13 protein-coding genes and 1 riboswitch are annotated in these 14,358 nt (G+C 54.9%); of the genes, 5 read left to right on the forward strand and 8 right to left on the reverse strand.

Annotation, left to right across the window (positions count from 1 at the left end):
* Positions 1 to 293: 293 nt before the first annotated feature.
* Positions 294 to 374: riboswitch (Fluoride riboswitch) on the forward strand.
* A gap of 19 nt (positions 375 to 393) precedes the next feature.
* The 5 genes from crcB (at position 394) to QZQ29_RS06040 (ending at position 4,578) form a co-directional block, all read left to right on the forward strand.
* Complete coding sequence (gene crcB, locus QZQ29_RS06020; protein WP_296961111.1) at positions 394 to 792, forward strand: fluoride efflux transporter CrcB; 399 nt, start codon at positions 394 to 396, stop codon at positions 790 to 792.
* A 240-nt stretch (positions 793 to 1,032) separates the two neighbouring features.
* Positions 1,033 to 1,380 (forward strand): hypothetical protein, encoded by a 348-nt coding sequence (locus tag QZQ29_RS06025; protein ID WP_296961113.1) that lies wholly within the window; start codon positions 1,033 to 1,035, stop codon positions 1,378 to 1,380.
* 89 nt (positions 1,381 to 1,469) lie between these two features.
* On the forward strand, positions 1,470 to 2,267 hold the full coding sequence (locus QZQ29_RS06030; protein ID WP_296961114.1) for an enoyl-CoA hydratase-related protein: 798 nt from the start codon (positions 1,470 to 1,472) through the stop codon (positions 2,265 to 2,267).
* A 2-nt stretch (positions 2,268 to 2,269) separates the two neighbouring features.
* On the forward strand, positions 2,270 to 2,965 hold the full coding sequence (locus QZQ29_RS06035; protein ID WP_296961116.1) for an alpha/beta hydrolase-fold protein: 696 nt from the start codon (positions 2,270 to 2,272) through the stop codon (positions 2,963 to 2,965).
* A 422-nt stretch (positions 2,966 to 3,387) separates the two neighbouring features.
* Positions 3,388 to 4,578: an MFS transporter gene (locus QZQ29_RS06040; protein WP_296961142.1), complete on the forward strand. Its 1,191-nt coding sequence runs from the start codon at positions 3,388 to 3,390 to the stop codon at positions 4,576 to 4,578.
* Between the two features lie 1,059 nt (positions 4,579 to 5,637).
* Here the strand turns inward: QZQ29_RS06040 and QZQ29_RS06045 are convergent.
* The 8 genes from QZQ29_RS06045 to QZQ29_RS06080 form a co-directional block, all read right to left on the reverse strand.
* Positions 5,638 to 6,723 carry a lactate oxidase gene (locus QZQ29_RS06045; RefSeq protein ID WP_296961118.1) on the reverse strand — a complete coding sequence of 362 codons (1,086 nt, stop codon included), beginning with the start codon at positions 6,721 to 6,723 and terminating at the stop codon, positions 5,638 to 5,640.
* A 38-nt stretch (positions 6,724 to 6,761) separates the two neighbouring features.
* Positions 6,762 to 7,178: a MarR family transcriptional regulator gene (locus QZQ29_RS06050; protein WP_296961120.1), complete on the reverse strand. Its 417-nt coding sequence runs from the start codon at positions 7,176 to 7,178 to the stop codon at positions 6,762 to 6,764.
* A gap of 973 nt (positions 7,179 to 8,151) precedes the next feature.
* On the reverse strand, positions 8,152 to 9,585 hold the full coding sequence (locus tag QZQ29_RS06055; RefSeq protein ID WP_296961123.1) for an MFS transporter: 1,434 nt from the start codon (positions 9,583 to 9,585) through the stop codon (positions 8,152 to 8,154).
* A gap of 783 nt (positions 9,586 to 10,368) precedes the next feature.
* A complete protein-coding gene (locus tag QZQ29_RS06060; RefSeq protein WP_296961126.1) occupies positions 10,369 to 10,827 on the reverse strand; it encodes a MarR family winged helix-turn-helix transcriptional regulator in 459 nt (152 codons plus the stop codon).
* A gap of 317 nt (positions 10,828 to 11,144) precedes the next feature.
* Positions 11,145 to 11,459 (reverse strand): hypothetical protein, encoded by a 315-nt coding sequence (locus QZQ29_RS06065; RefSeq protein WP_296961129.1) that lies wholly within the window; start codon positions 11,457 to 11,459, stop codon positions 11,145 to 11,147.
* 115 nt (positions 11,460 to 11,574) lie between these two features.
* Positions 11,575 to 11,880 carry a DJ-1/PfpI family protein gene (locus QZQ29_RS06070; RefSeq protein WP_296961132.1) on the reverse strand — a complete coding sequence of 102 codons (306 nt, stop codon included), beginning with the start codon at positions 11,878 to 11,880 and terminating at the stop codon, positions 11,575 to 11,577.
* A gap of 10 nt (positions 11,881 to 11,890) precedes the next feature.
* The gene (locus QZQ29_RS06075) at positions 11,891 to 12,658 is read right to left on the reverse strand and encodes a DpnI domain-containing protein (RefSeq protein ID WP_296961135.1); all 768 of its coding nucleotides are present in this window, start codon (positions 12,656 to 12,658) and stop codon (positions 11,891 to 11,893) included.
* Between the two features lie 43 nt (positions 12,659 to 12,701).
* The gene (locus QZQ29_RS06080) at positions 12,702 to 12,884 is read right to left on the reverse strand and encodes a DpnD/PcfM family protein (RefSeq protein WP_296961138.1); all 183 of its coding nucleotides are present in this window, start codon (positions 12,882 to 12,884) and stop codon (positions 12,702 to 12,704) included.
* Between the last annotated feature and the right edge of the window lie 1,474 nt (positions 12,885 to 14,358).

Genomic DNA, 14,358 nt, shown 5'->3' on the forward strand with positions numbered 1-14,358 from the left:
CCCTTAGCCTGCCCATAAGAGGGCTTTCCTTTTGGCTGGCCGACCGGCCATTCTTCACTTCGTTCAGAATGACGGGTCCGGCGGGGAGGCAAGCACGTAACGCTGATTTTATAATCATAGCCGCCAAAGGCGGCTATCCACAACCCTCGGGCCGAAGGCCCGTCAAACCTAAGAACCTTAAGAACCCTCGGGGCGAAGCCCCGTCCACCTTTCCCGCTGAATCCTTTGAACCCTCTGAACCCGGGCCGCAGAGCGGCCCCTTCACGGGGGAGCCATCCTGTGATACAATGAAGCCCACAGACGGTGATGGAGTTCGCCGGGCGATTTCCTGCTTTCGCCGAATGCTCTTACGAGATGATGACTCCTGCTCTTTTTCAGAGCAGGAGGTTTTTTATGGAGGTTATGATGAATCAAAGCATTTTTCCACTGCTGGTGGCGGCAGGCGGGGCGCTGGGGGCGCTTTGCCGGTATTTCACTACCCTGGTGATGGCGGGGGCTCTGGGTACGGCATTTCCCTTCGGCACCCTGGCGGTGAATGGGGCGGGGTCTTTTCTTATCGGGATTTTGAGCATCCTTTTTTCCCGGGCCTATCCCATGCCCGGGGCGGCGGCGTTTCTTATCACCGGATTTCTGGGCGGCCTCACCACCTTTTCTTCCTTCATGAATGAAACCCTGCAGCTCTTTGCAGCGGGACGGTGGCCGGAGGGGCTGGGATATATTTTTCTGCAGCTTTTTCTGGGGCTTCTTTTTGTGGCGCTGGGCTGTTTCCTGGCGGAGAAGCTGTTCTGCTGATGGTGTATAATGGGGAGGAGAGAGTGCTGTAAATGTTATATTTGTAGTACGAAACGGAGGCGGCACTATGGTACCAACTCACAGAGAAGTGCTTCGATATGCACGAAACAGCGATTTCGACGAAAGGGATTTAGGGAAGCGCTGATTAAATCGTTGTCTGCTTTTATTCTAGAATTTTTATGCAATGCGAGGAATGGGAAAGGGAATAGCGAGCTATTTAAGGAGTCCCATGACGAAGCAGTGCATAAAAATTCTTATAAAAGCAGACTCTATGAATTAATCAGTGCTTCCCTAGCGTCCTGGATGGCACACTGCCGGAAGTTCTGCGAAGCGCATGGACTGTCTTTTGGGGAAGATTTGTACAGGGCGGTGGCAGAGTTCCAGGACGGCGGCGAATGGCCGGAGGGGGAGCTTTCCGTCCAGGTGGCGGTGGACAGTCTGGTAGAGCTTTTGAAGGAACGGATTGACCAGATTATTGCCTTCAGCCGGAAGGAGGACTGGCGGAAGCGGAAGGAAATAGCGGATATTGGGTTTTCCTATTTCCTCCTCATGAAAATACACCACTGGCAGATTTCACACAGAAAATGATAGAAAGCAGCTCTGGAGAAGGGATGCTTTTTATTTCATCCATAATGATATAATAAGGGCAGGTATATTTGTTTTTAAAGGAGGCAGTCATGGCTTATCAGAGAATTCATACGTCCCTGGCAAAGGGCATCGAAACCATTACTTTGGATTATGCGCCCACGCTGAATGCGCTGGACATGGAAATGGCCGGCGAGCTGGCGGATGCGCTGGAAAAGGCGGAAGGAAATCCGGAGGTGAAGGTGCTGGTACTCACCGGCGCCGGCCGCGCTTTTTCCGCCGGCGGCGACATCCGGTATATGAAGGCCCACTGCCATGAGCCCGATTTCTCAAAGAAATCCATGGCGCCTCTGGCGGGGAAACTGTCGGAAATCGTGCTGTACATGAAGAAAATGTCCAAAATCATTATCTGCGCTGTGGCAGGTGCAGCGGCAGGGGGCGCGGCAAACCTGGCCTTTGCCTGCGATTTCATCTTCGCCGCGGACAATGCGAAATTTCTGCAGGCCTTCGTAGGCATCGGTCTCTGCCCGGACACCGGCGGCGTCTATTTCCTGCCCCGCATGGCAGGCACCCACCGAGCCTTCGACATGTTTGTCACCGGCCGTCCGGTGAAGGCGGAGGAAGCGCTGGCAATGGGACTGGTGAAGGAAATCACCACGAAGGAAGAGCTCATGCCCACCGTCATGGCCTTTGCGGAAAAGCTCACTGAAGGGCCTCTTCTGGCCTATGGCAATATGAAGAAACTCATGTTCGAAAGCATGTACAAAGGCTTTGAAGACTATATGAAAGCCGAAGCGGTGTATCTGGCACAGTGTTCCGGAAGCGAGGACTTCAGGGAGGGCATCACCGCCTTTCTGGAAAAGAGAAAACCGGAATTCAAGGGGAAATGACCATGGAAATCATGAACTGGCAGGAAGGCTCCCTTCATGGCACCATCTACCGGGGAAGCGGCGGGGGCAGGGTGGTGTATATCCTGGAACCGGTGCCGGTGACGGAAAAAGTGGCCCATCTGGCGGAAGAATTGTCCCTCACGCTGGTGTCCATGTCCGGTATGGACTGGAACGGAGACCTCTCCCCCTGGAAGGCGCCGAAGGTTTTTAAAAGTGAAGATGACTTTTCCGGCGGCGCCGAGGGTTTCATGAGAAAACTGGAAGGAACGGTTTTCCCCGGCATTGAAAGAAAGGCAGGCCTCACCGTCTCTCATCGGATGATGGCAGGCATTTCCATGTCCGGCCTCTTTGCCCTCTACATGGCGTCCCGGTCGGAAGCCCTCTCCGCTGCCGCCTCCATCTCCGGCTCCCTCTGGTTCGACGGCTTCACCGATTTCATCCGGGAAAAGGGCATAAATCCCGCGGTGAAGCGGGTGTACCTCTCCCTGGGAGATCGGGAAAAGAAAACCGGCAATCCCCGCATGGCCAAAGTGGAAGATGCCACCCTGGAAATCGAAAAAATCCTGCAGCAAAGGGGCGTGGAGACCGTATTCCAGATGAACCGGGGCAATCACTTCGTTTACGGCGCCGAAAGACTGGAAGAAGCCCTCCGGTACCTGGCGGAAGGAAAACTGTGGAAAGGGCCGCACAGTTTGTGAGATGGTGGACTGGTGAGCTAGTGGGCTGGTGGACTAGTGGGATAGTGAGCTGGTGGACTAGTGGAGACGGCTGACCGTTATCCGCTGTCCTCGGGGCGGCTCCGGTTCGGCCCGGGAAGGGCTTCGCCTTCCGGGCTGGTTCAAAGAGGAGTATATATGCTGCCTTCGGCAGAGGCTTGTGCATTTCCATCGCGCCGCAGGCGCGGTTGTAAAGGTTTTCCATTCCGCGGAGCGGAATTATAAAACTCATCGCCGCAGGCGATACCTTCCCCTCTGAACCTTCTGAACCCTCTGAACCCTTTGAACCCTCACGCCCGTAGGGCGTGTCCAAAGGCGATACCACCCCCTCTGAACCCTTTGAACCTTATGAACCCTTTGAACCCGGGGCCACCGCAGGCGGCCCCCACAATAGAAAGGAGGAAATCATGAAGAACTGGAAATCCATTGTCTATCTCACCTGCCTTATCCAGGTAGGTGCCGGTATTTCCATGGTAGGCGTCATGTCTTTCCTCCCTCTTTTTCTTTCAGAAATCGGGCTCACGGACCCCGGGGAGGCGGCGTTCTGGGCGGGGCTTATTGTAGGGGTGACACCCTTCATGATTGCCTTTTCCGCTCCCTTCTGGTCCATCCAGGCGGACCGGCGGGGACCGAAGACGGTGATGTCCGTGGTGCTTCTCACGGTCACCGCCTCCTCCCTGCTCCAGGGCTTTGCCACTTCCCCCTGGCAGCTCCTTTTCCTCCGCATGGCCCAGGGACTGGTGGGCGGGTTTGTGCCCATCGGCCTTTCCATCGTGGTTTCCGTGACGCCGGAGCAGAAGACTTCCTGGTCCATGGGCTATTTCCAGGCGGCCATGGTGATGGGCATCATGTTTGGCCCCCTCCTGGGCGGAACCATTGCCGACACCTTCGGCTACCGCATGCCCTTTTTCTTCTTTGCGTTCCTGGCGTTCTGCTGCTTCCTCTCTGTGCGAATGTTTCTTCCCGCCATCCATCGGAAGGGGGCGGAGAAGGAAAGAGAATCCACCTTCAGCCAGATTCTCTATTTCCTGAAAATTCCCCGGGTGCGGCTCATGACCTTCATGCAGTTCCTCTGCAATTTCGGTATCACCGGCATCGGTCCCATCCTGCCTCTTTATATTAAACAGATGATGGGAACGGACAGCGAACTGGTGGCCACCATCGTAGGCTTCATCATCTTCATCTCCGGCGGCTGCAGCGCCGCCATGTCCCTCAACGTGGGGCGGATTACGGAATCCATCAGGCCCCACCGGATTCTGGTGGGCGCCACCTTCTTTGTGGGATTCACCTTCATCATGCAGTACATGATGAGCTCCGTCACCGGCCTTGGCACCTGGCGGGGCATTACGGGACTGGGCATGGGACTCATCGCTCCCTGCACAAACACCATCATCGCCAAATCCGTGCCTCCTGAAAAACGGTCCATCGTCTTCGGCGTGGTGTCCAGCGTATTCCTCATGGGCAACGTGGCAGGCCCCGTATGCTCCGGCGCCCTGGCCCGCTGGCTGGGCTACCCCTCCGTCTTCTGGTCCACCGCCTTCGCCTTCCTCCTGGCAGGAGCCCTCATTGCCTGGAACTTCAGGAAGGAATGGTGAGTGGGATAAATGGTATGGTAGAAGATAGATGTTAGACGATAGAAGATAGATGATAGATGGTAGACATCAGACGCTTTCTGCTGTCCGCTATCGGCTTTCGGCTTACCGCTGGCCGACGGCTCCTTCCCGCCTCCCCCTCGTCATCCTGAGCGACAGCCTTTGCCACCCCGCTAAAGCGGGGCACTATGGGTGCTGGGCAATGTGCCATATGTCTCTACTGGTAAGCGTAGAGAGGCCTATTCTGCCCCCTGAATAGGGGGAAGTCCGCCGTAGGCGGATAGGGGGGTGGCCGCCTTTAGGCGGCCAATCACCGTCAATGCGATTTCTGCTGATGAATCTTTAAGTGTCATGTTGAACTCCGCTGGTTTTATGACTCGTACCTTTGTATTCATCGGCAAAAATATCATTTTTGTGATTAGCTGCCTGCGGCAGCCCCCCTTTGGTGGCTGGCGCCACCACCTTTCCCCCAGCTTCGCTGGGGGCACTATGGATGCTCAGCAATGGCGTCAATTTGAGTTTATGGCAGCAGCGGATAGAAAACCATACAACCGGGCTTCGCCCGGAGGAAAACAAGCCAACTGCCCTGACGGGCGATGGAAATACACCCCTATCCCCGCCTGCGGCGGTACTTCCCCCGGAGGGGGAAGTTTTAGCGGCGCTATGCTTTTAGATGCTTATGAGTCCAAACGCTGAACGGAGAGTAAACCTCCCCCTCCGGGGGAGGTGCCGTAGGCAGAAGGGGTGCATTTCCACGCGCCGCAGGCGCGGTTGTATGGTTTTCGCTGCCAGAGGCAGCGTTGCCGCCGGAAACGGTCAGCCGACAAAAGGAAGGCCCTTTTATGGGCAGGCTAAGGGCCAACTTCGGCTGACTTGGAGGTCCTATGCAGGACCTCCACAGCATATATACTCATCGCCCGAAGGGCGATACCACAACCCTCAGCGGCGAAGCCGCTGTCAAACCTAAGAACCTTAAGAACCTTCGGGGCGAAGCCCCGTCAACCCTCCCACAACAAAAGGGGGCAGCACTGTCAAGAGTACTGCCCCCTTTTTATTGTATGCTCAAATCAGTTTTGTCTGTTTCACTTCTTCAATGGTCTTGGTACCGGCCAGCTGCATGGTGATGGACAGTTCCTTATTGAAGTGGTCGAATACCGATTTCACCCCTTCGGCTCCGCCCAGGTTGAGGCCGTAGATGACGGGGCGGCCGATGGCTACCAGGTCGGCGCCGCTGGCCAGGGCTTTGAATACGTGATTTCCTCTCCGTACACCGCTGTCGAAGATGACCGGCACCCGGCGGTTCACTGCCGCCGCAATGGAGGGGAGGACGGCAAAGGAGGCAGGGCCGCCGTCCAGCTGGCGGCCGCCGTGGTTGGAGACCCAGATACCGTCGGCGCCGGCATTGATGGCGATGTCCGCATCTTCCGGCGACTGGATGCCCTTGACGATGACCGGCAGTCCGGACATGTCCTTCAGTTTCTGCACATCGGCGGGAACGAAGTCCTGCTTGGCGGCGGCGTAGATTTCAGAAATATTTTTTCCTTTGCCGTCGGCATTTCCGTAGGCGGCCAGGTTCGGCATGGGGAGGGGAAACTGGAATTTAGTGGCAATGTCCTCTTCCCGGTAGCCGCCCAGGGTGGAGTCCACGGTCATGATGATGGCCTTTACGCCGGCTTTCACGGCTTTGCGGATGAGGAATTCATTGAATCCGTCGTCCTTGCTCATGTAAATCTGGAAAAACTGGGGCGCTCCGGGGCAGGCGGCAGCAGCGTCTTCCAGATTTGTGCTGCCGTAGGTGCTCATGGTAAAGAGGGTGCCTGCTTTGGCGGCGCCGATGGCGGTATCCACTTCGCCCTTCATGTGGGCCAGGCCGTGGGCGGCGGAGGGCGCTTCAATGACCGGCGTTTTCAGAGGAATGCCGAAAATGGAGGTGGAAAGATCGGCGTGGGAAATCCCGCGGAGCACCCGGGGGACGATGTGTTTGTCCTCAAAGGAGCGGGTATTTTCCCGCATGGTCCATTCGTCTTCCGCTCCTTCCCGGATATAGCCGAAGGCGCCGGGGTCCATGCGGGCCTTCACCTTTGCTTCCAGTCCTTTAATATTCAAAATGTCAATGGGATGTTCTTCATTGCTTGTGTAATATGCCATGGTATGCCCTTCTTTTTTATGAAATAGGAAATCGTTCCTTACAGATTTCTTTCCAGCTGCAAAAGCAGTTCCTTGCAGAGCTCCGTCTGCTTTGGCGTCAATATGGTTTCTATGGTTTCATTCACCTTTTCCTCCAGAGGAGAGAGGGATTCCAGAAGCTCTTCTCCCCGGTCGGTAAGGGTAAGGGTGAGATTCCGCTTGTCCCTTCGGTCGATGGCTCTTTCGATGAGCCCCTTCTTTTCCAGACGGTCCGTCAGTGCCTTGATGGTGTTCTGGTTCTTCTCCATCCGGTCAGCAAGCTCCCGCTGGCAGAGAGGGCCCGCTTCATGAATCATGCGGAGCCCCACCCACTGTTCGATGGTAATGTCGTTGGCCTTGAATATCTCATCCAGCCGGTAATGGACCTTCCTGGAAACGCGGCCCAGGATAAAGCCCAGCGTATTGTCCAGATTCATGATTCCTCCTTTGTGTATGTGTTACTTACGGTGTTTAACTGTATTCCCGAAAACAAGAAGGTTCAGACGCCTGCGGCGTCCGGGTTCAAGCCGACATCGGGCTTCGCCCCGGGCGGCTCCGGTTCCGCCCACAGAGCGGGCTGGTTCAAAGGGGAGTGTTTTATGCTGCCTGTCGGCAGCCTCCCCCCTTTGGTGGCTGGCGCCACCACTTTTTCCCCTATTCAGGGGGCACTATGGGTGCTGGGCAGTGGCGGCAATTTGAGTTTATGGCAGCAGCGGAGAGAAAACCATACAACCGGGCTTCGCCCGGAGGAAAACAAGCCAACCGCCCTGACGGGCGCTTGAAATGCACCCCTTCTGCCGCCTGCGGCGGCGTCTCTCCACGGGAAAGCGTCTCACGTGATTTTCAGGTCGCTGTCGCTCCCCTACAAATCACGTTCGCTTGCCACCCCGGAGGGGGAGATTCTAGCGGCGCTATATCTTGAGTTGCTTATGAATTCAAATGCTAAGCGGCGAGAAAACTTTCCCCCCGGGGGAAGTGGTGCGCAGCACCAAAAGGGGTGCATTTCCACGGGCGAAGCCCGGTTGTATGGTTTTCCGCCATTATCTCCATAGACATAAATTGACTCAAAAGCCCAGCGCCCATAGTGCCCCCGGCTCCGCCGGGGTGGCAAGGGAACTGGATTCATAGGGAGCCGACAGGCGACTGAGAATTCAGTGACACGCTTCCCACCGGGGCAAAGGTGGTGGCGCAGCCTCCAAAGGGGGCCCGCCGGAAGGGTAATAGCGGTTTTTCCACGTTTCATTTCTCCGCTTCCTCTTGAGAGAAATGGCTCCATCCCAAAAAGCATAAAAAAAGCGGCGCCCCTCCGTTTCAAGGGCGCCGTCATATATGACTCCTATGCCATCTGATTGTCTGATGTCTCCCCGACAGCGGACAGCGGTAAGCCGATAGCGGACAACCTTCTATCGTCTATCTTCTGCCTTCTATTGTTTCCCTTCTTTCCACTCTTTTTTCTTTCCGAAAGGAGGAGAAGAGGGAGAGGAACTGGAGAACCCCGAGGATGAGGAGGACCAGGAAGGCTTCGGCGGTGCCCTTGGCCGTGGCGTCGGCGAAGCCTCCGGGATGGGCGGTCTGGGCAGCGGAGACGATGGCGGCGGCCACGGCGGTGCCTACGGCACCGGAGAGCTGCTGGGCGGTGTTGCAGATGGCGTTACCGTCAGGTTTCATGGATTGATTCAGCACAGAAAGGCTGTAGGTGAGAATATTTCCTACGGACAGTCCCTGTCCGGCGGCGAAGAAGAGGTAGCACACCGTGAGCACCCAGGTGGAGGCGGAAGAGAGGGTGCTGTTGAAGAGGACAAGGGAGAAAATAAGGAAGGCACTTCCCAGAAGCACCGGCCGTTTGGCGCCGAATCGGTCGTAAATGCGTCCGGATATCGGTGCAAAGAGGGCGCCCAGGATGCAGCCGGGAAGAAGGATGCATCCTGCGGCGAAGGCGTTTTCACCGGTAACAATCTGGGAGAAATTGGGAATCAGAAAGCCCAGGGCCAGGCAGATGAGCTGAAGGAGCGAAAGGCCCAGCGCCCCCAGCACGAAAGGACGATTTCCAAGGGCCCGGATATTCAGGAGCGGCCTTTCTCCCTTCTCTATTAATTTTCTTTCCCTCTCCCGGAAAAGGAGAAGGGCCAGCAGGAAACCGGCAAAGAGGACGCCCGCCATGAGGGTCAGTTTCCCATGGCCCAGCTCCGTGCAGCCCATGAGGAGGCAGGTGAAGGAAATGGCCAGATACAGGAGACCGCCGGCATCAAAGGAACGGATGCGGATATCCGAAGACTGGCGCACCGACAGGCCACCCAGAACGAAGGAAACCAGAAGCAGCGGAAGCACGGCCCAGAAAATCATGCGCCAGCCGAAGAGGCTCACAATGTACCCGCCGATGGAGGGCCCCACCGCCGGAGCCAGGGCGCACACCAGCATGCCGGCACCCACCATGACCCCCAGCCGGTCCAAAGGCGCCTGTTCCATGATGATGTTAAACATGAGGGGCAGCGCAATACCGGTCCCCGCCCCCTGCAGAAGGCGGCCCAGCAGGAGCAGCAGGAAATCCGGCGACCAGGCGCCCAGAAGAGTGCCCAAAATGAAAAGCCCCGCCGCCGTGAGGAAAAGTTTCTTCATGGGGAACCGCTCCTTCAGGTACCCCGACAGCGGAATCACCACCGCCAGCACCAGAAGATAGCCCGTGGTAATCCACTGCACCAGGGAAGTGGAAACGGAAAATTCCTTCATGAGGGAAGGAAATGTAACATTCATGGCCGTTTCGATGACCACGCCGGTAAAAGACAGAATGCCTGCGGCGATGATGGAAAAAATCAATTTACCGTCCAGACGGCGTTCAAACTGCATATGACTTGCTTCCTTTCATAATGGGGCCGCTTCGCGGCCCTTTTTGACACGCCCTGCGGGCGTGAGGGTTCTGAAGGTTCAGAGGGTTCTCAGGTTTGACGGCCCTTCGGGCCGAGGGTTGTGGTGGCGGCTGACGCCGCAATTATAATGGCCGCTTCGCGGCCTAAAACCTTTACAGCCGGGCTTCGCCCGTAAGGGCGGTTGTGAAGTTTTCCGGCGTTATCGCCATAAACACAAATTGACTCAAAAGCCCAGCGCCCATAGTGCCCCCTGAATAGGGGCAAAGGTGGTGGCGCCAGCCACCAAAGGGGGCCCGCCGGAAGGGTGCAGGAAGAGTATGACTCAAAGATTTCTCTCCGCCCACCCTCGCTGCCCCTTGAGGGGCCATAGGGTGTACGGGGCCAAGCGCCGATGTGACACTCCGCTGTTATCCGGACCGCCGATAGGCGGCCTGCTCTACTTTGCGTTTCTTTCCGATTCTTACCCTCCAGCACCCCTTCGCCACTTCGTGGCCCTCTTCCCCTAAAGGGGACGCAAGAAAATCTTTGCTCCCCTTGAAGTAACAGAATAAGCAGCCACTAAAATGGGGGGCCGCCGGAATGCTGCTTCCCTAGTGACACCGAGCATCAGAACCCGAAAACTATCCTAATCCTCTGAGCTCCTGTAACTATTTATTTCAGATAACTAACTACGCACCCTTAGTATACTACAGTTCACTTCCTCTTTAAAGAGCATTTTGAAATCTAAATAAAAAAGCACGGCCCTCTGCCGTGCTTTCCCCAATCATTTCAGCCGTCCGTCATGGGTCCTGGCTTTCATCAGGATATCCTTGACCCTATGGATGGTGTCCACCATGGCCTTTACATTTTCCTCCGGAATGTCTTCCATCTGGTCACAGAGCCAGCCCTGGAACTGGTTCACATACACATCGTAGTAATGATCTCCCAGGTCCGTCAGCTTCAGCGTATACACCCGCTTATCATTCCGGCTCTGCCTTTTCTTCACCGCCCCCATTTCACAGAGCTCATTCACCAGCTTCGTAATGGAAGGCATGGTGCCATTCATGGCGGCAGCCACATCGCTCACTCGGACGCTTCCCTGTTTTTCATGGATGGTGGAGATGCAGTTGATAATACGGATATGCCGGGGCTTCACCTTCGGCGGAAGGTCCGGAAGAATCTCGCAGATTCTCCGTGCCTCGTGGCAGGCATCCAAAAACTGTCTGGTCAATTCACTATTCATCGCAATCCCTCTGTTCCCATTATTTTAGATAACTAACTTCCCCATTAATTAAAGTATACCACAATTCAGTTTTTCATGAAATCTGTTTCATGACCTATCTTGATATAGAAAAGAGGCATGATACATTGGGAGCACGAGATTAGAAATTAGAAAGCAGATTTCAGACTGCAGGCGCAGATGGTGCCAAATGAGGCATACGCCCCTTCCCCCCTGCCGCCGGAGCAAAGCGCAGCGCCGCCATGACGCTCCCTTTCTTCACAAAAACGGCGCCCGCCGATTTTTCGGAGCGCCGTTTTATTTCATTTTTCCTATTTCCCCTATTCCTTAAAACACCAGCCCGCCTCGGGCTTTTCATTCCAGCAGTACTCCATGCCCTCCGCAATGGAAAGGGCCCTTTCCCTGCCGAAATGGTCCGCCACAAAGCCCAGGGCCATATCTATCCCCGCCGACACGCCGGCGGCGGTGTAAAACTTCCCATCCCTTGTCCAGCGGGCATCCCGCTGCCAGAGCACCTTTTCACCCATGGACATGGTCCAGTCAAAGGCCCTCTTATTTCCCGTGGCCCGGAGCCCGTCCAGAAGCCCCGCTGCCGCCGCTAGGGAAGCGCTGATTAAATCGTTATCGGATTTCATTCTTGTATTTTTATTCAATGCAAGGAATAAGTCGACGCGAATAGCGAGCTATTTAAGGAGACTTATGACGTAGCATTGGATAAAAATGCATATGAAATTTGATTCTGCGAATTAATCAGTGCTTCCCTAGGGCAGAGCCGGTGCACACCGTCATCACCACCGTCGATTCCAGCGCCGCCTTCCGAAGGGCCGAAAGGAAATCGCCATCCAGCGCCAGCTTCCGGCTCCCCATGCCGCCGGGAACGAGAAGGATATCGCTTCTTCCAAGAGAACCAAGCGCCTCCGTCTCCACCGTAAGCCCCTTCTCATTGGACACCGGGCCGCCGGAAAGAGAGGCATACCGGATTTCATACCCCGGCAGCCGCCCCAGTGCATCCAGCGCCATGAAATCGTGATAAAGCAGAGCAGTGATTTCCTTCATAAAAAAAGCCTTAACATTTCCTGTAGACACCCCGGTCCACAAACCGGATAAGACCCCGGTCCCGCAGCATCTGCAGCTGCTGGCGGATTTTGGCACGGATATTGTGATTATCCGGATGAAGAATCGCAAGCCTTCCTTCAAAGCGGTACATATCCTGCAGGGTAAACTCTTCGCTCCCGATTTCCTCCATGCAGCGGAATACGTCCATGAGCCAGCCCCGGGAGGACAGGTTCATATCCCCCAGAAAAGAGGTACTCCTGTATTTCCGGCACACCTCATCCTTATCGACTGCCAGCCCGCCGCGGACGATGGCAATGCGCCCATAGGACGGCACCTCATCCAAAAGGATGCTGCAGCCCGTCCAGCCAGCCCGCCGGGCCGTGGCGGCCAGGGGCCTGCGCTTTTCAATAAGGGAATCCACGAAGAAATGCTTCGGTACAATAAGGAAATCCTGCACCCTGCCGATGTCAAGGTCATAGGACATAAAAAGGAAATCAGGATTGTCGGATTCATGAATCCGGCGAATCATGGTATCATAGGCGCCGTCCGCAATCTTTCGCCCCAAAGCGCCCCGCTTGGCCTTCGATTCAAAAATCTCGCCGCAGCTGGGGCAGGCAAAATCCGCCACCGGCCGATTCGCCTTCAAATGTTCCAGATGGTCACAGCCGCAGCGGGGACAGTACATATTCCGCTCCACCCAGTCCTCCGTCACCACCCGGGCCCTCTGGGAATGGCTGGTATACGCCGCCGCCAGGGACATATCAAGACAGGTATCCATAAAAGCCCTCCTTTTCTCCATTATAAAAGAAGAGCCATCCCTGTCAATCCGCTTTCTCCCCTTCCTCCTGGACCTGGAACTTCACATCCAAAAGACTGCCCGGCTCCAGCACCCATTTCCCTTCCCGATACAGCCGCTCCGCCTTTTGCAGCGCCTCCCTTTCGCCCTCCGCCTCCAATGTAAACTTCTCAGAAACCGTTTCTTCAATGATAATGGTATATTTCATGGCTCCTCCATTTTTATGAAAAATCAATTTTCAAAAATTCTCCGTCATTGATCGTATCCGTCATTGATCGTATGATTTCACCCATGAAAAAGCAAAGATCCTATAAGCATGACAATCATGTTATGCTTCATCAAAGAGCGGCTTAGCCTTGGTGATTCCATTTTCTACAGCTGTTCTTTCTAAACAAAAAGCCTTTCCCATAGAGGAAGGGCTTTTTTCGTACCATATTGATGGCTGAGATAACCAAGCTACATACCAAAAAAAGAAAAGCCTATCAGGGGAGTATCGGGGCAGCATCGGCTTAATGGCAGAATCTGGTCTTATAAAAACTTTCAGCCCCTGCTGCGTCCCAGGGTTCCTTAAATAGCCCGCTATTCGCGTCACCCTGCTCCTTGTAGGGGCTGAAAGTTCAAGAATAAAACCAGACAGCCATCAAGCCGACGCTGCCCCGCCAGATAAGTTCAACCAATGAATCAGGCGTCCGCGCCTTGGTCCTCCCACATACATGGGTGCTGCTCGGAACATGGACGGTCGGGAAAACCATGGGAAGGCCCCTTTATGTGCAGACCAGGGGCCAACTTTTCCCGACTTGCGTATCCTGTGCAGGATACGCACATCAGAGAGAGGAAAGTCCTGCGAGCGCTCTTCCTTATTGCTTTTCTGTCTTCTGTTTATTGGTACTGCATTGTCTTCTGTCTATCATCGGCCGATTTTAGAAGAAGGAGGATTGAAAAGATGGAATTCCCTGATGTTTCTTCATTCCCCTGCCCTTCTCCTTACCGCGGATGTGGAGGATGGCAGCTTGGAAATCAGACTCATCATCTCATGAGGTCTTTTCACCCCTCTATTATTAATATCGTTTGAGGTTCGAATTTTAGACCCCCTGGAGGGAAAAATTTTAGAAAAATTTCTTGGACCTATCCTCAGGGCTCCGCCCAGCTCCATCCCGGTCGGGCAAACAAAAGGTAGGCCCTTTTATGGGCAGGCTAAGGGCCTACTTTGCCCGACTTGGCAATTCTATGCAGGATTGCCACCTAAGGAAGGAGCCTGCGTTACGTGCTTTCCTTCCCGCCCACTGTCATTCTATAACCGGAATGACAGTGTCTCCATGACATTATCTGCTTTTCATGGAAAATTCTTAAGGGAGGTTGTAAAAAAGGGGTGCTTATGCAATATAAATGTATGGAGAAGGAAATCAGTGAGCTCTCCATGGAAGGATTCTATTTTCCACATCTGCCATGTATATCGCGAATATTCCGGCCGGAATACAGCTTTGGCAGAGAAGAAGCCATGAATCCCTGTATACAGGCTCCTGATTTTCCCTCCCCACTTTCCGGGGCCCCGGAAAGTCGGAACGAATTCTGCAGATTCGCAAAAAAGTATGGCAACATCAAAAGCACGGATACCATCCCTTGCAGCATGAGCCCGCATTCCCGGACGACAAGTTCAAGGCGGCTGCAGGACTTTCCTGTAT

Origin of the sequence: uncultured Dialister sp., assembly GCF_900538805.1 — a bacterium.
Lineage (GTDB): Bacteria > Bacillota > Negativicutes > Veillonellales > Dialisteraceae > Dialister.